Here is a 19,144-nt window from a genome sequence, read left to right on the forward strand (position 1 = left end):
AAATGATTTATACGGAACAACGCGCCGTCGCACCGGAAGTGTCGATCATCATCCCGGTGTACAACGAGGAAGCCGGGCTGGCCGCGCTGTTCGCGCGCCTCTACCCGGCGCTCGACGCGCTCGGCACCGGCTATGAAGTGATCTTCATCAACGACGGCAGCCGCGACAAATCCGCTGCCCTGCTCGCCGAGCAGTTCCGCGCGCGGCCCGACACGACCCGCGTGATCCTGCTGAACGGCAACTACGGTCAGCACATGGCGATTCTGGCGGGCTTCGAGCAATCGCGCGGCGAGATCGTCATCACGCTCGACGCCGACCTGCAGAACCCGCCGGAAGAAATCGGCAAGCTGGTCAACAAGATGCGCGAAGGTTACGACTACGTCGGCACGATCCGTCTGCAACGCCAGGACAGCTTGTGGCGCCGCAAGGCGTCGCGCGCGATGAACCGCCTGCGCGAGCGCATCACGCGCATCAAGATGACCGACCAGGGCTGCATGCTGCGCGCGTACAGCCGGCACATCATCGACACGATCAACCGCTGCGGCGAGATCAACACGTTCATCCCGGCGCTCGCGTACACCTTCGCGCAGAATCCGGTCGAGATCGAAGTCGCACACGAAGAGCGCTTTGCCGGCGAATCAAAGTACTCGCTGTATTCGCTGATCCGGTTGAATTTCGACCTGGTCACCGGGTTCTCAGTGGTGCCGCTGCAATGGCTGTCGTTCATCGGTGTGATCCTGTCGCTCGGGTCCGCGGCGCTGTTCGTCCTGCTGCTGATTCGCCGCTTCATCATCGGCGCGGAAGTGCAAGGTGTGTTCACGCTGTTCGCTATCACCTTCTTCCTGCTCGGCGTGATCATCTTCGCGTTGGGCCTGCTCGGTGAATACATCGGCCGGATTTATCAGCAGGTGCGCGCGCGTCCGCGTTATCTGGTGCAGACCATTCTCGAGCAGCGCGACGGCACCACCGTGACCGAAGCGCCGCGTCAGGCGGTGGTGCAGGCCGTGCAGGCCGCGCCGCTGGTCGATCAGGGGCCGAACTCATGAAACCACGCGCCGTCGTATTCGCGTATCACAACGTCGGCGTACGCTGCCTGCAGGTGCTGCTCGCGCGTGGCGTGGACGTAGCGCTGGTCGTCACGCACGAAGACAGCCCGACCGAGAACATCTGGTTCGGCAGTGTCGCCGCCGTCGCGGCCGAGCACGGCATCAAGGTCGTCACGCCGGCCGATCCGAAGAGCCCGGAACTGCGCGCCGCGGTCAGCGCCGTACGACCCGACTTCATCTTCTCGTTCTATTACCGCCACATGTTGCCGGTCGACCTGCTGGCGCTCGCCGCACGGGGCGCTTACAACATGCACGGCTCGCTCCTGCCGAAATACCGCGGCCGCGTGCCCACCAACTGGGCGGTGATCCACGGCGAAACCGAAACCGGCGCGACGCTGCACGAAATGGCCGCCAAGCCCGACGCGGGCGCGATCATCGCGCAAACGCCGGTGCCGATCCTGCCCGACGACACCGCAGCGCAAGTGTTCGACAAGGTTACGGTGGCCGCCGAGCAAACCCTCTGGCGCGTGCTCCCGGCTCTGCTCGCGGGCGAAGCGCCGCATCTGCCGAACGATCTGTCGCACGGCAGCTATTACGGCGGACGCAAGCCTGAAGACGGCCGGATCGACTGGACGCAACCCGCGCAGCAGGTCTACAACCTGATCCGCGCGGTCGCGCCGCCCTATCCCGGCGCGTTTACCGATATCGAAGGGCAGCGTTTCATCATCGCCCGTGCGCGTCTGGCTGTGCCCGGCGCACTTCGCCCAGATTTGCCGCCGGGCCTGCACGTAAGCGATAATGCCGTTTTTGCGATATGCGGCGACGGCCGCTCGATCGCCATCCACGAATTGCGGCACCAGCATGACGGCAACGAAACCGTTGTCGCCCCTGCCGAATTCGCCCAGCTCATCCAAACTCCCCGTCCTTCATGAAAAAAGTCCTGATTCTGGGTGTGAACGGCTTCATCGGCCATCACCTGTCCAAACGCATTCTCGAAACGACCGATTGGGAAGTCTTCGGGATGGACATGCAGACCGAACGTCTGGGTGACCTGATCAATCATGAACGGATGCACTTCTTCGAAGGCGACATCACGATCAACAAGGAGTGGGTCGAATATCACATCAAGAAGTGCGATGTGATCCTGCCGCTGGTCGCGATCGCCACGCCCGCCACGTACGTGAAGCAGCCGCTGCGCGTGTTCGAACTCGACTTCGAAGCGAACCTGCCAATCGTGCGTTCGGCCGTCAAGTACGGCAAGCACCTCGTGTTCCCGTCGACCTCCGAGGTCTACGGCATGTGCACGGACGAACAGTTCGATCCGGAAGAGTCGCAACTGTCGTACGGCCCGATCAACAAGCCGCGCTGGATCTACGCGTGCTCCAAGCAGTTGATGGACCGCGTGATCTGGGGTTACGGCATGGAAGGCCTGAACTTCACGCTGTTCCGTCCGTTCAACTGGATCGGCCCGGGCCTCGATTCGATCTACACGCCGAAGGAAGGCAGCTCGCGCGTGGTCACGCAATTCCTCGGCCACATCGTGCGCGGCGAGAACATCAGTCTGGTGGATGGCGGCGCACAGAAGCGCGCGTTCACGGATATCGACGACGGCATCGGCGCGCTGATGAAGATCATCGAGAACAAGGATGGTGTTGCCACGGGCAAGATCTACAACATCGGCAACCCGACCAACAACTTCTCGGTGCGCGAGCTCGCGCACAAGATGCTGACGCTGGCCGCCGAATTCCCGGAATACGCCGAACTCGCCAAGAAGGTGCAACTGGTCGAAACGTCGTCGGGCGCGTACTACGGCGCGGGCTATCAGGACGTACAGAACCGCGTGCCGAAGATCGACAACACGATGCAGGAACTCGGCTGGGCGCCGAAGTCGACTTTCGACGAAGCGCTGCGCAAGATTTTCGAAGCGTATCGTGGCCACGTCGCCGAAGCGCGCGCCCTCGTCGAACAACAATAAAGAAGGCCTGATCCTTGGCTCGTATCGTCCTGAAGATCGACGTCGACACGCTGCGCGGCACCCGCGAAGGCGTGCCGAATCTCGCTCGCATCTTCGACCGCTTCAAGGCGCGCGCCACTTTCCTCTTCAGCCTCGGGCCCGACCACACCGGTTGGGCGATGCGCCGCGTCTTGCGGCCGGGCTTTCTGAAGAAGGTGTCGCGCACGTCGGTGGTCGAACATTACGGCATCAAGCAATTGATGTACGGCGTGCTGCTGCCCGGGCCGGACATTGGCGTGAAGACCGCCGCGGAAATGCGCGCGATTCATGAAGCCGGTTTCGAATGCGGCATCCACACGTGGGACCACGTTTACTGGCAGGACAACGTGCGTTCGCAAGACCGCGAGTGGACCGAGAAGCAGATGCAGAAGAGCTTCAACCGCTTCGTCGCGATCTTCGGCGCTTCACCCGTCACGCACGGCGCGGCGGGCTGGCAGATGAATGGCCATGCGTTCGAACAGATCGACGCGTGGGGCATGCGTTACGCGTCCGACGGTCGCGGCCACTCGCCGTATCTGCCGGTGGTCGACGGGAGGCAGTTGTCACACGTGCAGATGCCCACCACGCTGCCCACGCTCGACGAAGTACTCGGCGTAGATGGTGTGGATGAGCACAACGTCGCCGCGTGGATGCTGAAGCACACCGAAAACAATCCGCACGATCAGGTGTTCACGCTGCACGCGGAACTCGAAGGACAGAAGCTCGCGCCGATATTCGAACAGCTGCTGGAGGGCTGGCGCGCGCAAGGTCACACCTTCGCGACCATGGGTGATTACTACGCCACGCTAGACCGCAGCACGCTGCCATCGTACCCTGTTACGTGGGGCGAAATTCCAGGCCGTTCCGGCGAGTTGATTGTCCAGCCCTGACTGGCCGCTCCCTGGCCGGACCTGACGGCCCGGCCATCGCGCGAACGTACACGGCGCCGGCCGATCTCCCCAAAAGCCTCGATGCCAGGCCGACGCCGCAGCAACACCCGGCGCCGGCCATAACAACCGGAGAACCTCGTGCCAATCGCAGTCGACCAACCCATCCCCGACTTTACCGCCCCCGCTACCGGTGGCGACATCACGCTGTCCAAGCTGCGGGGCAATAAGGTGGTGCTGTATTTCTATCCGAAGGACAACACGCCGGGCTGCACGACCGAAGGTCTGCAATTCCGCGATCTGTATCCGAAGTTCAAGAAGGCCGGCGCGGAAATTCTCGGCGTGTCGCGCGACAGCCTGCGCTCCCATGACAATTTCAAGGCAAAGCTCGAATTGCCGTTTCCGTTGATCTCGGACCCCGAAGAAACCTTGTGCGCACTCTTCGGCGTCATGAAATTGAAGAAAATGTATGGCAAAGAAGTACGTGGGATCGAACGCTCCACGTTCCTGATCGACGCCGCCGGCGTGCTGCGCCAGGAGTGGCGCGGCGTGAAAGTGCCAGGGCACGTCGATGACATTCTGGAGGCTGTACAAGCGCTTTGAGGCGCGTTATATTGGGTTCCAATGAGTGCCTGTCCACCCCATACTTTTCGCAACTGCGCCAGACTTGACGGCCGTTTTGTCGGTTCCGTCGAAGTCATGAGGCGCAACGCGATGACCGAAGGCGAGCCGCTTGTCCCGTACGCCGGGGCGGCGGCTTTTTTAATTGCGCGCAGCCGTTCGTTCACTCGGCTACGCGTTTCCGTTAAGGAGCCGATCGAAGACCAGGCGAACCGGCATCTCTAGACCGAATGCGCGCCTCCGGGCGCAAACTGCGTGCGCATCCACTGGCACCGGCAGAATGCGACAGGCGGCGCACGAAATGTGACCCGAATAATTCGAGGGAAACCATGCCTTTGCCTACCCCCCCCAGCAAGCTCGGCAATCTCCTGCCGCCTGACGAATACAAGGCCAAAGCCGCCACGCCGGCGCGCTCCGCCGCGAAGAAACAGGCAGTCGGCGGGGAATCAGCAGAGTCGGCCGATTACGGCCGCGCGAACGTCGCCACACCGATGGCGCACGCCGCCAATGCCGCGACTACCTTGCGGCCCGTGCCGGCATCGTCGGCCTCCCCTGTTGCGTCAGCATCCGCCGAGCAAGCTGCACCGGCGCGCGACGCAGGGGCGCGCGGTCGCAAATCGAAGCAGACCGCCGCATTGCTGCAGCCGGTTCCCGCTGCCCGTCCGCAAGCCGAGCCGGCCGCTGTTCCCACGCCCGCTGCCAAATCGCAGCCGGTCGTCGCGCGCGCGCCAAGCGCGAAAGACCCGGCCGCAAGCACGCCCGCAGCCGTCGCACCCAGCACGCGCGGCACCAGCAAGAAGCGCGGCGCAGCCGCCGATCCGCTCGAAATGCAGAAGCTTTTCGTGCTCGACACGAACGTGCTGATGCACGATCCAAGCTGCCTGTTCCGTTTCGAGGAACACGACGTCTATCTGCCGATGATGACGTTGGAAGAGCTCGACAACCACAAGAAGGGCATGTCCGAAGTCGCGCGCAACGCGCGGCAGGTAAGCCGCACGCTGGACGCGTTGGTGGCGAACGCCGGTAACATCTCGGACGGCATCTCGCTGGCGCGTCTCGGCAGCCGTGAGGCGTCCGGACGCCTGTACTTCCAGACCAAGCTCAACGCCATCGAGCCGGTCGAGGGTCTGCCGGAAGGCAAGGCCGACAACCAGATTCTCGGCGTCGTGCGTGCCTTGCAGCGCGACCGGATGGATCGCCAGGTCGTGCTGGTGTCGAAAGACATCAACATGCGTATCAAGGCGCATGCGCTCGGCTTGCCCGCTGAGGATTACTTCAACGACCAGGTGCTCGAAGACAGCGATCTGCTGTACTCGGGTATCCGTGCGCTGCCGCAGGATTTCTGGACCAAGCACGCGAAAGGCATGGAGAGCTGGCAGGACACCAAAACCGGCACCACGTATTACCGTGTGACGGGTCCGCTGTGCGCCTCGATGCTGGTCAACGAGTTCGTCTATCTCGAGCCGCAGAACGGCGAACCGGCGTTTCATGCGCTGGTGCGCGAGCTGAACGGCAAGACGGCGCTGCTGCAAACCTTGCGCGACTACGGCCACCACAAGAACAACGTGTGGGGCATCACGGCGCGCAATCGCGAGCAGAACTTCGCGCTGAACCTGCTGATGAATCCGGAGATCGACTTCGTCACGCTGCTAGGTCAGGCCGGTACCGGCAAGACGCTGGTCGCGCTCGCGGCCGGCCTCGCGCAAGTACTCGACGACAAGCGCTACAACGAGATTATCGTGACGCGCGCAACGGTGCCGGTCGGTGAAGACATCGGCTTTCTGCCGGGTACGGAGGAGGAAAAAATGCAGCCGTGGATGGGTGCATTCGACGACAACCTCGAAGTTCTGCAGAAGACCGACGACGCCGCCGGCGAATGGGGCCGCGCCGCGACTCAGGAGCTAATCCGCTCGCGCCTGAAGGTCAAGAGCATGAACTTCATGCGCGGCCGTACGTTCGTGGATAAGTATCTGATCATCGACGAGGCCCAAAACCTGACGCCGAAGCAGATGAAGACGCTGGTCACGCGTGCCGGTCCGGGCACGAAGATCATTTGTCTCGGCAATATCGCGCAGATCGATACGCCTTACCTGACTGAAGGCAGCTCGGGTCTGACCTACGTGGTCGACCGCTTCAAGGGCTGGGCGCACAGCGGCCATGTGACGCTGGCGCGCGGCGAGCGCTCGCGTCTGGCGGATTACGCGTCGGAAATTCTTTAAGTTTCAATGCTTTAGTTTTGCCGCAAAGCCGTGTCCGGATCACTCCGGACGCGGCTTTTTTATTGGCCGCACGTGCCGTTCCGGCCACACTTAGCGCACAAACTTCATGTAATTTATCAAGAATTCTTGCCTGAGCCATGTTCGACGGGCTACCATCCCGAAATCGTCCGCCATTAAACGAGCGTTTACCGCTCCCTTCGTCTTCATGCGCCGACTCGCCCTTTCGCTGCTGACCGTTTTGCTGCTCGCCGCTTGCGCCGGCGCGCCGCAAAAGACGTCGCGCGGGCCGGGTTCGTCGGTCGTGGTCACGAACGGTGCTTATCATGCACCGCCGCCAGGCTTCCCGAATTTCGTCGACCACAGTATCGGGCGCGAGGAAATCTCAATCCAGGCGATGGGTCTGGTCGGCATTCCATACCGCTGGGGTGGCAATACGCCAGATAGCGGCTTCGATTGCAGCGGATTGGTTCGTTATGTGGTGTCACGCGCCGCTTCAGTGAACCTGCCGCGGACGACCGCGGATATGAGCGGTCGGGGCGAATCGATCGAACCGGATGAAATCGCGCCGGGCGATCTGATTTTCTTCAACACCACCGGGCGAGCGCATTCGCACGTCGGCATTTATGTGGGCAAGCTGCGCTTTGTCAACGCGCCGTCGACGGGCGGTACCGTGCGGCTCGACTATCTGACCAATCCCTATTGGGCCAAACGCTTCGACGGTATTCGTCGCGTTGCGGCGCCTGTTGCGACACCGGCGCCGTTCGATACACCGAGCTATCAGGCCGCGACGCCGCAACCGGAGCACGCCACGCCAGTGGCTCAGGCAGCACCGGCTTATGCGGGCGCCGCGCTGGCCACGCAATCTTCGGGCTACGCGGCGAACACTGTGGCAACGCGGCCGTCGGGCTATGCGGCAGTCCCCGTTGCGTCGCAAGCCTCGGGCTATGCCGCGAACCCGGCGGCTCCTCAGCAAACGGCTCGTGTCGCCGCAACCGTTCAAACGCCGCTGACTGCCGCTGCCCAAGCTGCGGTCGCTACGGCTGCCGTGCCGGCACCGCAAGCTGATCCGTTCGAACCGCCGCCGCCCGGCATGAGCGCCGCGCAGATGCAGGCGCGTGCGGCGGGCGCGGTGTCTCCGGTGCCCGTTCCGCCCGCTCAAGCCAGTACGTACGATGCCGCTGCGGGCGCCACGAATCAGCGGGCGGCTGCTACGCGCACGGAATCGCCAACGGCTGCCCCCCGCGCGCCAGATTCGATCGATGCCGCCGCCGATGCGTTCGAACCGCCTCCACCCGCTTCAGTCGCCGCGCGCCAGGCCCAGCAGGCTCAGCAAGCCGATGGGAACGCGGGCGTGCAGATCATGCGCGCCTCGACGGCATCCCGCGGCATCCCTGCCCCCACGCAAACCACCGACGACCCGATCGCACGCTTCGCCAACGGCAACTTCTAACCCGTCGCTAGTCCATCCCCGCTGCGCTGCCGATCTGCTATCGTCATCGATATTCTTCTGACAGCGGGTGGTAACGATGGATCTCGGGCTGAAAGACAAGGTGGTGTTGATCACGGGCGGCAGCAAAGGGATCGGGCTCGCCTGCGCCCGAGCGTTCGCTCTCGAGGGGGCGAAAGTGGCGATCGTTTCGCGCGATCCCGCGAATCTCGCACGCGCTTACGAACAGTTGAAGCAGGAGGGTCTGCACGTGCATCGGACTCGCGCCGACCTGCACGAACCGCATAGTGCAGCGGACATCGTCGAGGAAGTCAGCACTGCTGTCGGCCCCATCGACGTGCTGATCAACAGCGCCGGCGCAGCCCGACGCTATGATCCGGAAACGCTGGACGCCGATGCGTTCCGCGCGACCATGGAAGCGAAGTATTTCCCCTACATCTACCCGCAACAGGAAGTGCTGCGGCGCATGGCCGAACGCGTCAAGGCTGGAGACAGTGCAGCACCGGGCACGATCGTCAACATCATCGGCATGGGCGGCAAGATCGCAAGCGATATCCATATCGCCGGTGGTGCCGCGAATGCCGCGCTGATGCTCGCCACCGTCGGCCTCGCGCACTACTACGCGCGCTACGGCATCCGCATCAATGCGCTCAATCCGGGGGCGACACTGACCGAGCGCGTCGAGGAAGCGGTCAAGCTGGAAGCGTCGCAGCAAGGCATCGAAAGCGCGGACGCGTTGGCGCGCGGGCAGGCTAAAGTGCCGCTCGGCCGCTATGCAAAACCGGAGGAAATCGCTGACGTCGCGCTGTTTCTGGCGAGCCGCCGCGCGAGCTATGTGACGGGCGCGATCGTCCCGATGGATGGAGGCAGCACGCCACTGATCTGAGCGGCGCGCTTTATCGCTTTACTGATTGATGGTTTTGCAGCGCGGACAGTTTCACGGCTTGAGAGCCAAGCTGTCCGCGCCCGTTTACAGGAAGCGGTGACCAAGCCACCAGGCTGCTGCGGCGAGCGCAGCGGAAGCCGGAATCGTCAGAATCCACGCCCAGACGATGTTGCCGGCCACCCCCCAACGCACCGCGCTCAACTTCTGCGTTGCGCCGACGCCGACGATCGCGCCGGTAATCGTATGCGTGGTCGACACCGGAATGCCGAGCCACGACGCTGTGAACAGCGTGATCGCACCGCCCGTCTCCGCGCAAAAACCGCCGACCGGTTTCAGCTTGGTGATCTTCTGACCCATTGTGCGAACGATCCGCCAGCCGCCGAACAACGTGCCGATACCCATCGACAGATAACAGCCGCCGATCACCCACAGCGGCGGCGCGTCCGCGATCGACGAGGCGTAGCCGGTCGCGATCAGCAGCATCCAGATGATACCGATGGTTTTCTGTGCATCGTTACCGCCGTGACCGAGGCTATACAAGCCCGCGGAGACCAGTTGCAGACGCCGGAACCGCCGGTCGACCTTGCTGGGTGGCGTGCGGAAATAGATCCACGACACCGCCAGCATGAAGAACGAGCCAAGTATGAAACCGAGCAGCGGGGAGATGAAAATGAAGGCAACCGTCTTCATCAATCCGTCGATATTGAGCGAACCCCAGCCTGACTTGGCGAGCGCCGCGCCCACCAGCCCACCGATCAGCGCATGCGACGAGCTGGACGGAATACCGTAATGCCACGTGATGATGTTCCAGCCGATCGCCCCGACCAGGGCACCAAAAATGACGTAGTGGTCAACGATATTCGGATCGATGGTGCCCTTGCCCACCGTCTGCGCCACCTTCAGGTGGAACACGAAATACGCGATAACGTTGAACGCCGCCGCGAAGGCTACGGCCTGCTGCGGCTTGAGCACGCCGGTCGACACGACCGTGGCGATTGAATTCGCCGCGTCGTGGAAGCCATTCATGAAGTCGAAAATCAGCGCGACGACGACCAGGCCGGCAACGACCCAGATAGCGAGTTGTATCGATTGCATTATGCGTTTTCCAGCACGATGCCTTCGATAATGTTCGCCACGTCCTCACACTTGTCGGTGATGGTTTCGAGCAGTTCGTAGATTGCCTTCAGCTTGATCAACGTCTTGACGTTGTCTTCTTCGCGGAAGAGTTTCGACATGGCCGAGCGCAGCACACGGTCGGCTTCCGATTCCAGACGGTCGATTTCCTCGCATGCGCTCAGGATCTGGCTCGCCTGCTTCATGTCCGACAGCAGGCTGACCGCGAACTGCACGCGCTCAGAGGTGGCCGTGCAGATGTGCGCCAACTGGCTCGCTTCGGAGGTCACCGCCTGCACGTCGTACAGCGAGATGGCCGTGGCGACGTCCTCCATCAAATCGAGGATGTCGTCCATCGTGGTGATCAGCTTGTGGATCTCGTCGCGGTCGAGCGGCGTGATGAAGGTCTTGTGCAGCAGGTCGATGGCTTCGTGCGTAAGCTTGTCAGCGGCCTTCTCGGCCTTTTGCACGTTTTGCTTGTGGGTCTCAGCGTCCTGCAGATTGTCGATCAGCAGTTCGAGTTCACGACTTGCCGAGACGATGCACGTTGCGTGCGCATTGAAAATTTCAAAGAACTTGCCCTCGGTGGGCATGAATCGACCGAACATTGGGATCCCGAAAATTGGTCACATTATGGCTGACATAAAACCGCCACATTGTACCGTTCCGGGATCGATGTCGCACTTTTGAAAGCGTCGTTACAACAGGTCCGGCAGTTATTTCCAAAGCGACGTGCTTACTCGCTGTAGAAATTCTGCGCACCGGCAAAATTGTCGAACTTCGTGAATTGTCCGTGGAACGTGAGCCGAACAGGGCCGATCGGACCATTCCGCTGCTTACCGATGATGATCTCCGCGGTGCCCTTGTCCGGGCTGTCCGGGTTGTACACCTCATCGCGGTAAATGAACAGAATGACGTCCGCATCCTGTTCGATAGCGCCGGATTCGCGCAAGTCGGACATGATCGGCCGCTTGTTCGGGCGCTGTTCGAGACCCCGGTTGAGCTGCGACAACGCGATCACGGGTACGTCGAGCTCTTTGGCGAGACTCTTCAGCGAACGCGAGATTTCCGAGATTTCGGTTGCGCGGTTTTCACCCGACGACGAACCGCTCATCAGCTGCAAATAGTCGATGATGATCAGGCCGAGCTTGCCGCACTGACGCGACAGCCGGCGCGCGCGCGAACGCAGTTCCATCGGGTTCAGGCCGCCGGTTTCGTCGATGAAAATTTGCGCCTCGCTCATTTTCTGCACTGCGTGCGTGAGCTTCGGCCAATCCTCGTCGGTCAGGCGCCCGGTCCGCATGCGGTGCTGGTCGAGCCGGCCGACCGAGCCCAGCATACGCATGGTGAGTTGCGAGCCCGGCATTTCCATGGAGAACACGGCGACCGGCAGGCCATACTCGACCGCCACGTATTCGCCGACGTTCATCGAAAACGCCGTTTTACCCATCGACGGGCGACCTGCCACGATGATCAGCTCGCCGCCGTGCATACCGGAAGTCATGCGGTCCAGGTCGACAAAACCGGTCGGTGTGCCGGTCACGTCGCTCGGATTGGCGGTGTGATACAGCGTGTCGATTCGCTCGACCACCTCGGTCAGGAGCGGCCCGATTTCCAGGAAGCCCTGCGTGCCGCGCGCGCCGTCTTCAGCGATCGAAAACACCTTCGATTCGGCCTCGTCCAGCAACTGGCGGACTTCCTTACCCTGCGGGTTGAAAGCGTCGGCAGATATTTCGTCGGCCACGGACACGAGGCGGCGCAGTACCGCGCGATCGCGCACGATTTCCGCGTAGCGGCGGATATTGGCCGCGCTCGGCGTGTTCTGCGCCAGCGCGTTCAGGTACGCGAGACCACCGACCTCTTCCGCCTTGCCCGAGGTGCCGAGCGCCTCGTACACGGTAATCACGTCGGCCGGACGCGTTGCCGCGATCAGCTTGCCGATGTGCTCGAAAATGATGCGGTGGTCGTATCGGTAAAAATCGCTCTGCGACAGGAAGTCGGCGATGCGGTCCCATGCCGCGTTGTCGAGCAGCAGGCCGCCCAGCACCGACTGCTCGGCTTCGATCGAATGCGGCGGGACTTTCAGCGACTCGATTTGGGGATCTTTGGACGGTGCGTTCATGGAGAGGAATTATCGGGGTAAATGCGCGCGGAGGGAAATCAAAACCGATACTTCGATACATCGAAAACGGGCACAAAAAAAGGCAGGGGCCGGTCACCCGGCCCCTGCCTTTTGCCAGCAACTACCTGGCAGATGCTAACTGATGCTTAGACGTGTTCGCCGATCACAGCCACGTTGACATCGACGAGAACGTCGGTGTGCAGCGAGATCTGAACAGCGTGGTCGCCAACCAGCTTCAGCGGGCCTTCCGGCAGACGCACTTGCGCCTTTTCCACTGCGAAGCCTTGCTTGACCAATGCGTCAGCGATGTCGGCGTTCGTCACCGAACCAAACAGACGGCCATCAACACCAGCCTTCTGATTGATCTGAACCGTCGAGCCTGCCAGCTTTTCGCCTTGAGCTTGAGCGATAGCCAGCTTTTCAGCGGCGATCTTTTCGAGTTCAGCGCGGCGAACTTCGAATTCAGCCAGGGCTTCCTTCGTTGCACGGCGAGCTTGCTTGTTCGGGATCAGGAAGTTACGTGCGTAACCGTCCTTGACCTTCACGATATCGCCCAGGTTGCCCAGATTGACGACTTTTTCCAGAAGAATGATTTGCATTCAGATGCTCCTTATCGCGTCGTCGGGTTAGGCCTTGTGCTGGTCGGTGTACGGCACCAGCGCGAGGAAACGTGCGCGCTTGATTGCCGTATCCAGCTGGCGTTGATAGTGCGACTTCGTACCCGTGAGACGCGCCGGCGTGATCTTGCCGTTTTCGCCGATGAAGTCCTTCAGCGTTTCGAGGTCCTTGTAGTCGATGTGATCGACATTCGCGGCCGTGAAACGGCAGAACTTCTTGCGCTTGAAGAGCGGATTTTGTTGCTGACGACGCTTGTCGAATTTCTTACCAGTCGGGCGGGGCATGTTCAGTCCTTTCCAATGTCCTGCAATTCTGTGATGTGAAATACCAGAGTTCTTGCGTTGCGGTGCTTTTTCGCCAGAAAGCCTGTGAAGAGCTTTTCTACGCCCATCTGACAGCCTTCCAGCTTACCGCTCGCCTCGCCTGCGGCTACCGCCTGCATGGTCAGTTCGACTTGCCGGGCAATGCCGGCTTCGACGACATCCGTGCGGTGGTGCAACGTGCAGCCTGCAATCGGAACGCCGGCGGGGGTATACCGCACCGGTTCGCGTTCGACGACGCTGGCCGTAAGTTGCAGCCGATTCATGTAGCCTTTGGCGAGAACTACGCTTGTTCTGGTAGCTTAAATAGTGTGTCTTAAGCCTGCGCTTCGGACGGTTGCGTAGCAGCCGACTTCTTGGCTTCTTCGCGCTGCACTTCCTTCATCATCGGCGACGGGCCGGTTTCGGCCTTCTTCATCTTGACGATCAAGTGACGCAGAACAGCGTCGTTGAACTTGAATGCGTGTTCCAGCTCGTCGAGCGTGGCTTGGTCGCATTCGATGTTCATGCAGACGTAGTGAGCCTTCGCGAGTTTCTCGATCATGTAGGCCAGTTGGCGACGGCCCCAGTCTTCGATACGGTGGATCTGGCCACCGTGCGAGGTGATCGTGCTCTTGTAACGCTCGATCATGGCGGGCACTTGCTCGCTCTGATCGGGATGCACGATAAAGACGATTTCATAATGACGCATACACACTCCTTGTGGATTAAAGCCACCCGGGCGTCGGAACCGGTGTGGCAAGTGAGAAGCCAAAGAGTGTAACCCGAATGGGGCCGGGTTGCAAGATATCCCGTTAATCGGGCGCGCGAATCGGGTGTGTTTTCAAGGGTTTAGGGCAAAGCGGATAAGCGGGGACGAGCGGGAACAAGCGGCCGCCACGCACGCGCGCCCGAGGAAATCGCCGCCGGATCGCGCACGCGACGCCCGTTCAGCCCCCCTCGGTCTGCTCGCTGCCACCTGCCAGACGGGCTTTCAGCGCCGTTTCAAGCCCGCTGAGTGCGTCCGGCGCGGCGTCGGTGACGGCCCACCAGGTCATCCCCTGCGCGTTCCAGTGCGCGAGCGAGTAACCCTCGCGGGTCTGCGCCATCGAAGGCCCAGCGGCCGCTTCGCGTCCAGCGTCGGCGGAGCGTGCTTCCGGAAACACATAGACGTCGATGATGTGCTTCTGATAGCGGTACACCAACACCGCCACCCGCTGATGCGCAATGTAATCCAGGCGCCCGCCTTCGAGCGGCAAACCGTTCGCAGCGAGGTCCTCGACCGGCGGAGAATAGTCGATCCGACCGTTGAACCACGGCTTGACCGTGTGCCGATCAGTCGAAATGACGTCGATGTCGTGCCCGGACATTTGCGCCCGCACATGGCTTTCGACCAGTTCATCCGCGAACGAGCCAACTTGCACCGGACGATGCATGCCCATTGTCACGCCCACCGCTACTGCACCCAGCGCGACCACCAGCGCGACGAGCCAGCCCTGCCCGATCGCTGCGCCGGTGCCCAAGCCTCCGCCCGGGCGGCCCATCGCGCCTTGCGGACGCAGCCAGCTATTCAGCCAGTCACCCAGCCAGCTTCGCTTCGGCCTCGGCTGTGTGGTTGCCCGTGGGGCCTCGATCGGCTCATCGGCGGCGGTATCGCCCGCCGGGAGTGCCGCTAGAATCCGCGCCCGCAGGGCATCCGGCGCGCGATGATAAGGCTGTGCGCGTAGCGCCTTGCTCAGCGCATGCAGATTTTCGCTTTCGCGCCGGCAGGCGTCGCAGCTGTCGATGTGCTGCTGGACGCGCTGCGCATCCGGCGCGGGCAATTCGTGGTCGGCGTTCGCATCGAGGAGCGGCCGCGCTTCGTTACAGTCCATCTGGCGTCTCCTGAGTTAAGCCGGCAGCGCTCGCGCCGGGGTTATTGGATGGACGGCCGTTGGAGGTCGCCCGCAGCGGCGTGACAGACGCCGTGGGTGTCGTGCCTGCACCCGGCATGGTGGCGCGCGACAGACCGCCCCCTCCCGCAAGCCCGGACGCCGGTAGGCCGGCCCCTTGCTTCGCCATCAGCAGCGCGGCCAGCTTGCGCCTGCCCCGTGCGAGCCGCGACATCACCGTTCCGATCGGCACATCGGCCACCATTGCGATCTCCCGGTAGCCCATTTCTTCGAGCTCCCGCAGGATCAGCACCTCGCGATACTCGACCGGCAACTGTGCCAGCGCCTCATGCACGAGCTTCGTGTCTTCATCGCGGATCAGGAGCGTCTGCGGATCGGCGCCGCCCGCGCTCCAGCCGTCGAAGGTCGCCTCGTCCATGGTGTCGTCGAACTCGACCACCTCGTGCGACGACGCGCGCCGCCGCCATTCCGTGTACCAGGTGCGGCGCACGATCGCCAGCAGCCACGGCCGCGCAGAGTCGCCGCGGAACGTGTCGAAGAAACGAAACGCGCGCATGAATGCTTCCTGCACGACGTCGTCGGCATCGTTGGCGTTACCGCACAGCCAGCGCGCAAGGTTGTACGCGGCGTCGAGATGCGGGAGCGCCAGTTCCTGAAAACGGCGGTTCCTTGCTGCATCGGCGGCGTCGTGCGCGCGGGCGGCATTTGAATCGGGTTGACCCACCTCGGCCCTCCGGGGCATTGCGGCTAAGCTGTTGACTCGTCATCCAACATGACTGGCCGCATACCGAGTTTATTCCCGCCATCGCGTGAAATCCGCGAAAAACGACCTTACCTCCCATTCAATAAGCCGGGCGATTCCAGTAATCCTCGCTGGCATACACTTCTTTCAGATAGTCGATGAAGTAGCGCACCTTGGCCGGCACATAACGCTGCTGCGGATAGACCGCCAGAATGTCGTAGTCGGGCAGCGCAAATTCATCCAGCACGGTCTCCAGCTCACCGCGCGCCAGTTGCTGCTGGATCTCCCACGTGGAGCGCCAGCCGAGCCCGAGCCCTTCCGATACCCAACGGTGCAGCAGCTCGCCGTCGTTGCAGTCGAGCGTGCCACCCACCCGCACCGTCGCCAGCTTGCCGTTGCGGCGGAAGTACCAGCCGCGGTTCTGCCCACCTTGCAGGTTGAACGCCAGGCAGTTGTGCTGCGGCAGATCTTCGAGCGTTGTCGGCTTGCCGTACTTACGGAAATATTCCGGCGTGCCGCAGACCACGCGCCGGTTCGACGCCAGCTTCACCGCGACGAAATTCGGATCGACCGCGCCGCCGATCCGGATCGACAGGTCATACCCCTCGCGCACCAGATCCACGACCCGGTCGGTCAGGTTGAACGACACCTGCAATTCCGGCTTGTCGGCGAGAAAGGCCGGTGCAAGCGGCGCGACGTGCTTGCGCCCGAACGCGGCCGGCGCCGACACGATCAGATGGCCGTTCACCGCGCGCCGTCCGGCACTCAGTTCGTTTTCCGCCTGGTCCCATTCGGTCAGCAGGCCGCGGCAGCGCTCGAGAAACGCCGCGCCGTCTTCGCTGACCACGAGGCGCCGGGTCGAGCGGTACATCAGCTTCACGCCGAGACGTTTCTCCAGTGCGTCGATCCGGCGCCCGAGAATCACCGGCGACACGCCCTCCTCCAGCGCGGCCGCCGCGAGACTGCCCGCGTCGGCGACGCGCACGAAAGTTTCGATCTGTTTGAAGCGGTCCATTTTTGTCTCCTGTGTCGACCGGAGTTAGCGCTTTAGCTGTCGAACTGAGTTCGCGCCTTAGCGCGCTACCCGGGCCCCATGCAGAGCACTTACTCCGGCCCCATGCAGCATCGCCGCGCCCCGTCTCGCGCCCCGAGGCCAAGGGCTCAGGGTTCAGCGCTTCCCGCCCCCGGCTTCGCACGCCGCCGTGCCTCAAGCGCCACACGCCGCCCCGCCTATCCCGACAGGCAAGCCACACGCCATTCCATACTTTTTGTTTCGAAATAAACGACCCGGACTGATCTTATCAAACCTTTAGGTGAAGCCTACAGTTCGATCAACACCTTTTGGTTTGCACATCCGCCAGCGAATTCGTTACCCCACTTATTCGCCCACCCAAAACATTCAGGAGACATTCATGGCCAAGATGAGAGCCGTCGACGCAGCCGTGCTGGTGCTCGAAAAAGAAGGCATCGACACCGCATTCGGCGTTCCGGGCGCAGCAATCAACCCGTTCTACTCGGCCATGCGCAAGGCAGGCAACATCAGCCACGTGCTGGCACGTCACGTTGAAGGCGCGTCGCACATGGCCGAAGGCTATACGCGGGCCAAGCCGGGCAACATCGGCGTGTGTATCGGCACGTCGGGCCCCGCCGGTACCGACATGATCACCGGTTTGTACTCCGCTCAGGCCGACTCGATTCCTATTCTCGCTATCACGGGCCAGGCGCCGCGTGCGCGTCTGTACAAGGAAGACTTCCAGGCCGTCGATATCGAATCGATCGCCAAGCCGGTCACCAAGTGGGCCGTCACCGTGCGTGAGCCGGCGCTGGTGCCGCGCGTGTTCCAGCAGGCATTCCACCTGATGCGCTCGGGCCGTCCGGGTCCGGTGCTGGTCGACCTGCCGATCGACGTGCAACTCGCCGAAATCGAATTCGACATCGACACGTACGAACCGCTGCCGGTCTACAAGCCGAAAGCGACACGCAAACAGATCGAAGCCGCGCTGAAGATGCTCAACGACGCTGAAAAGCCGTTGATCGTGTCGGGTGGCGGCGTGCTCAACGCAGCCGCTGAAGACCTGCTGGTCGAATTCGCCGAAACCGTCGGCGTGCCGGTGATCCCGACGCTGATGTCGTGGGGCGCGATTCCCGACGACCATCCGCTGATGGCCGGCATGGTCGGTTTGCAGACCTCGCACCGCTACGGCAATGCGACGATGCTCGCCTCCGACTTCGCGCTTGGCATCGGCAACCGCTGGGCGAACCGTCACACGGGTAGCGTCGAGGTGTACACCAAGGGCCGTAAGTTCGTGCACGTGGACATCGAGCCGACGCAGATCGGCCGTGTGTTTGGCCCGGACCTCGGTATTGTGTCGGACGCGAAAGCCGCGCTCGAGCTGTTCGTTGAAGTGGCGAAGGAATGGAAGGCCGCCGGCAAGCTGAAGGACCGCAGCGCATGGGTCGCCGATTGCCAGCAACGCAAGCAGACGCTGCTGCGCAAGACGCACTTCGACAACGTGCCGATGAAGCCGCAGCGCGTGTACGAAGAGATGAACCAGGTGTTCGGCCGCGATACGTGCTACGTGAGCACGATCGGTTTGTCGCAGATCGCCGGCGCGCAGTTCCTGCACGTCTACAAGGCGCGCAACTGGATCAACTGCGGCCAGGCAGGCCCGCTCGGCTGGACGATTCCGGCAGCGCTCGGTGTGCGTGCAGCAGACCCGCAACGTCCGATCGTCGCACTCTCGGGCGACTACGACTTCCAGTTCATGATCGAAGAGCTGGCAGCCGGCGCGCAATTCAAGCTGCCGTACATCCACGTCGTGGTGAACAACTCGTACCTCGGCTTGATCCGTCAGGCACAGCGCGCGTTCGATATGGACTTCTGCGTGCAGCTCGGCTTCGAGAACATCAACGCGCCGGAAATGAACGGTTACGGCGTGGACCACATCGCGGTTGCTGAAGGTCTGGGTTGCAAGGCGATCCGCGTGTTCAAGCCAGAAGAACTCAAGCCGGCTCTGCTGAAAGCGCAATCGATGCTCTCCGAGTTCAACGTGCCGGTGATCGTCGAAGTGATCCTCGAACGTGTGACCAACATTTCGATGGGCACCGAGATCGATGCGATCAACGAGTTCGAAGAACTGGCTGAGAAGCACGAAGATGCGCCGACGGCAATCAGCATGCTCGACTGAGCGTCCTGACGCTTTGACACGCGCTTTGACACGATGAGCATCACATGAGCGCGGCTCGGCATCATCGAGCC

Annotated in this window: 19 protein-coding genes; 9 read left to right on the top strand and 10 right to left on the bottom strand. The window is 62.2% G+C overall.

Translation table 11 applies throughout. From position 1 onward, the window contains the following. Positions 1-2 precede the first annotated feature (2 nt). The 8 genes from PQQ96_RS13500 (at position 3) to PQQ96_RS13535 (ending at position 9,099) form a co-directional block, all read left to right on the top strand. Complete coding sequence (locus tag PQQ96_RS13500) at positions 3-1,046, top strand: glycosyltransferase (RefSeq protein ID WP_408292360.1); 1,044 nt, start codon at positions 3-5, stop codon at positions 1,044-1,046. Beyond that, positions 1,043-1,978 carry a formyltransferase gene (locus PQQ96_RS13505; RefSeq protein WP_408292362.1) on the top strand — a complete coding sequence of 312 codons (936 nt, stop codon included), beginning with the start codon at positions 1,043-1,045 and terminating at the stop codon, positions 1,976-1,978. Before PQQ96_RS13500 ends, PQQ96_RS13505 begins: the two co-directional genes overlap by 4 nt. Then, positions 1,975-3,021, top strand: a complete 1,047-nt coding sequence (locus tag PQQ96_RS13510; protein WP_093632622.1) for a bifunctional UDP-4-keto-pentose/UDP-xylose synthase — start codon at positions 1,975-1,977, stop codon at positions 3,019-3,021. The genes PQQ96_RS13505 and PQQ96_RS13510 overlap by 4 nt, the downstream gene beginning before the upstream one ends. Before the next feature lie 14 nt (positions 3,022-3,035). Further along, positions 3,036-3,929, top strand: a complete 894-nt coding sequence (locus PQQ96_RS13515) for a polysaccharide deacetylase family protein (RefSeq protein WP_408292364.1) — start codon at positions 3,036-3,038, stop codon at positions 3,927-3,929. A 138-nt stretch (positions 3,930-4,067) separates the two neighbouring features. After that, complete coding sequence (locus PQQ96_RS13520; RefSeq protein ID WP_408292366.1) at positions 4,068-4,529, top strand: peroxiredoxin; 462 nt, start codon at positions 4,068-4,070, stop codon at positions 4,527-4,529. A 347-nt stretch (positions 4,530-4,876) separates the two neighbouring features. Then, positions 4,877-6,766: a PhoH family protein gene (locus PQQ96_RS13525; protein ID WP_408292368.1), complete on the top strand. Its 1,890-nt coding sequence runs from the start codon at positions 4,877-4,879 to the stop codon at positions 6,764-6,766. 205 nt (positions 6,767-6,971) lie between these two features. Next, the gene (locus PQQ96_RS13530) at positions 6,972-8,216 is read left to right on the top strand and encodes an NlpC/P60 family protein (RefSeq protein ID WP_408292370.1); all 1,245 of its coding nucleotides are present in this window, start codon (positions 6,972-6,974) and stop codon (positions 8,214-8,216) included. A gap of 76 nt (positions 8,217-8,292) precedes the next feature. Continuing rightward, the gene (locus PQQ96_RS13535; RefSeq protein WP_408292371.1) at positions 8,293-9,099 is read left to right on the top strand and encodes an SDR family oxidoreductase; all 807 of its coding nucleotides are present in this window, start codon (positions 8,293-8,295) and stop codon (positions 9,097-9,099) included. A gap of 84 nt (positions 9,100-9,183) precedes the next feature. Here PQQ96_RS13535 and PQQ96_RS13540 read toward each other — a convergent pair whose 3' ends face one another. The 10 genes from PQQ96_RS13540 to PQQ96_RS13585 form a co-directional block, all read right to left on the bottom strand. Next, on the bottom strand, positions 9,184-10,194 hold the full coding sequence (locus PQQ96_RS13540) for an inorganic phosphate transporter (protein ID WP_408292373.1): 1,011 nt from the start codon (positions 10,192-10,194) through the stop codon (positions 9,184-9,186). Then, the gene (locus PQQ96_RS13545) at positions 10,194-10,820 is read right to left on the bottom strand and encodes a DUF47 domain-containing protein (RefSeq protein WP_408292374.1); all 627 of its coding nucleotides are present in this window, start codon (positions 10,818-10,820) and stop codon (positions 10,194-10,196) included. The genes PQQ96_RS13540 and PQQ96_RS13545 overlap by 1 nt, the downstream gene beginning before the upstream one ends. A gap of 128 nt (positions 10,821-10,948) precedes the next feature. Continuing rightward, positions 10,949-12,334 carry a replicative DNA helicase gene (locus PQQ96_RS13550; protein WP_063495982.1) on the bottom strand — a complete coding sequence of 462 codons (1,386 nt, stop codon included), beginning with the start codon at positions 12,332-12,334 and terminating at the stop codon, positions 10,949-10,951. Between the two features lie 146 nt (positions 12,335-12,480). Continuing rightward, entirely contained in the window at positions 12,481-12,933 is a 453-nt protein-coding gene (rplI, locus tag PQQ96_RS13555; protein WP_063495981.1) for a 50S ribosomal protein L9, read from the bottom strand. Between the two features lie 27 nt (positions 12,934-12,960). Further along, positions 12,961-13,236 carry a 30S ribosomal protein S18 gene (gene rpsR, locus PQQ96_RS13560; RefSeq protein WP_012432802.1) on the bottom strand — a complete coding sequence of 92 codons (276 nt, stop codon included), beginning with the start codon at positions 13,234-13,236 and terminating at the stop codon, positions 12,961-12,963. A gap of 2 nt (positions 13,237-13,238) precedes the next feature. After that, the gene (gene priB, locus PQQ96_RS13565) at positions 13,239-13,538 is read right to left on the bottom strand and encodes a primosomal replication protein N (RefSeq protein WP_408292375.1); all 300 of its coding nucleotides are present in this window, start codon (positions 13,536-13,538) and stop codon (positions 13,239-13,241) included. 50 nt (positions 13,539-13,588) lie between these two features. Continuing rightward, positions 13,589-13,963: a 30S ribosomal protein S6 gene (gene rpsF / locus PQQ96_RS13570; RefSeq protein WP_097392318.1), complete on the bottom strand. Its 375-nt coding sequence runs from the start codon at positions 13,961-13,963 to the stop codon at positions 13,589-13,591. A 238-nt stretch (positions 13,964-14,201) separates the two neighbouring features. Next, entirely contained in the window at positions 14,202-15,125 is a 924-nt protein-coding gene (locus PQQ96_RS13575; protein ID WP_408292377.1) for an anti-sigma factor family protein, read from the bottom strand. Continuing rightward, a complete protein-coding gene (locus PQQ96_RS13580) occupies positions 15,115-15,867 on the bottom strand; it encodes an RNA polymerase sigma factor (RefSeq protein ID WP_408292379.1) in 753 nt (250 codons plus the stop codon). The genes PQQ96_RS13575 and PQQ96_RS13580 overlap by 11 nt, the downstream gene beginning before the upstream one ends. A gap of 118 nt (positions 15,868-15,985) precedes the next feature. Beyond that, the gene (locus PQQ96_RS13585) at positions 15,986-16,900 is read right to left on the bottom strand and encodes a LysR family transcriptional regulator (RefSeq protein ID WP_408292381.1); all 915 of its coding nucleotides are present in this window, start codon (positions 16,898-16,900) and stop codon (positions 15,986-15,988) included. 397 nt (positions 16,901-17,297) lie between these two features. Here PQQ96_RS13585 and gcl point away from each other — a divergent pair, with 397 nt between their 5' ends. Further along, the gene (gene gcl / locus PQQ96_RS13590) at positions 17,298-19,073 is read left to right on the top strand and encodes a glyoxylate carboligase (protein ID WP_408292383.1); all 1,776 of its coding nucleotides are present in this window, start codon (positions 17,298-17,300) and stop codon (positions 19,071-19,073) included. Positions 19,074-19,144 lie beyond the last annotated feature (71 nt).

Source organism: Paraburkholderia sediminicola (assembly GCF_046027825.1).
GTDB classification, from domain to species: Bacteria; Pseudomonadota; Gammaproteobacteria; order Burkholderiales; family Burkholderiaceae; genus Paraburkholderia; species Paraburkholderia sediminicola_D.

Coding starts and splice junctions, on each gene's coding strand:
- PQQ96_RS13500 (WP_408292360.1), top strand. CDS start 3: ATGATTTATACGGAACAACGCGCCGTCGCACCGGAAGTGTCGATCATC.
- PQQ96_RS13505 (WP_408292362.1), top strand. CDS start 1,043: ATGAAACCACGCGCCGTCGTATTCGCGTATCACAACGTCGGCGTACGC.
- PQQ96_RS13510 (WP_093632622.1), top strand. CDS start 1,975: ATGAAAAAAGTCCTGATTCTGGGTGTGAACGGCTTCATCGGCCATCAC.
- PQQ96_RS13525 (WP_408292368.1), top strand. CDS start 4,877: ATGCCTTTGCCTACCCCCCCCAGCAAGCTCGGCAATCTCCTGCCGCCT.
- PQQ96_RS13530 (WP_408292370.1), top strand. CDS start 6,972: ATGCGCCGACTCGCCCTTTCGCTGCTGACCGTTTTGCTGCTCGCCGCT.
- PQQ96_RS13535 (WP_408292371.1), top strand. CDS start 8,293: ATGGATCTCGGGCTGAAAGACAAGGTGGTGTTGATCACGGGCGGCAGC.
- PQQ96_RS13540 (WP_408292373.1), bottom strand. CDS start 10,194: ATGCAATCGATACAACTCGCTATCTGGGTCGTTGCCGGCCTGGTCGTC.
- PQQ96_RS13545 (WP_408292374.1), bottom strand. CDS start 10,820: ATGTTCGGTCGATTCATGCCCACCGAGGGCAAGTTCTTTGAAATTTTC.
- PQQ96_RS13550 (WP_063495982.1), bottom strand. CDS start 12,334: ATGAACGCACCGTCCAAAGATCCCCAAATCGAGTCGCTGAAAGTCCCG.
- rplI (WP_063495981.1), bottom strand. CDS start 12,933: ATGCAAATCATTCTTCTGGAAAAAGTCGTCAATCTGGGCAACCTGGGC.
- rpsR (WP_012432802.1), bottom strand. CDS start 13,236: ATGCCCCGCCCGACTGGTAAGAAATTCGACAAGCGTCGTCAGCAACAA.
- priB (WP_408292375.1), bottom strand. CDS start 13,538: ATGAATCGGCTGCAACTTACGGCCAGCGTCGTCGAACGCGAACCGGTG.
- rpsF (WP_097392318.1), bottom strand. CDS start 13,963: ATGCGTCATTATGAAATCGTCTTTATCGTGCATCCCGATCAGAGCGAG.
- PQQ96_RS13575 (WP_408292377.1), bottom strand. CDS start 15,125: ATGGACTGTAACGAAGCGCGGCCGCTCCTCGATGCGAACGCCGACCAC.
- PQQ96_RS13585 (WP_408292381.1), bottom strand. CDS start 16,900: ATGGACCGCTTCAAACAGATCGAAACTTTCGTGCGCGTCGCCGACGCG.
- gcl (WP_408292383.1), top strand. CDS start 17,298: ATGGCCAAGATGAGAGCCGTCGACGCAGCCGTGCTGGTGCTCGAAAAA.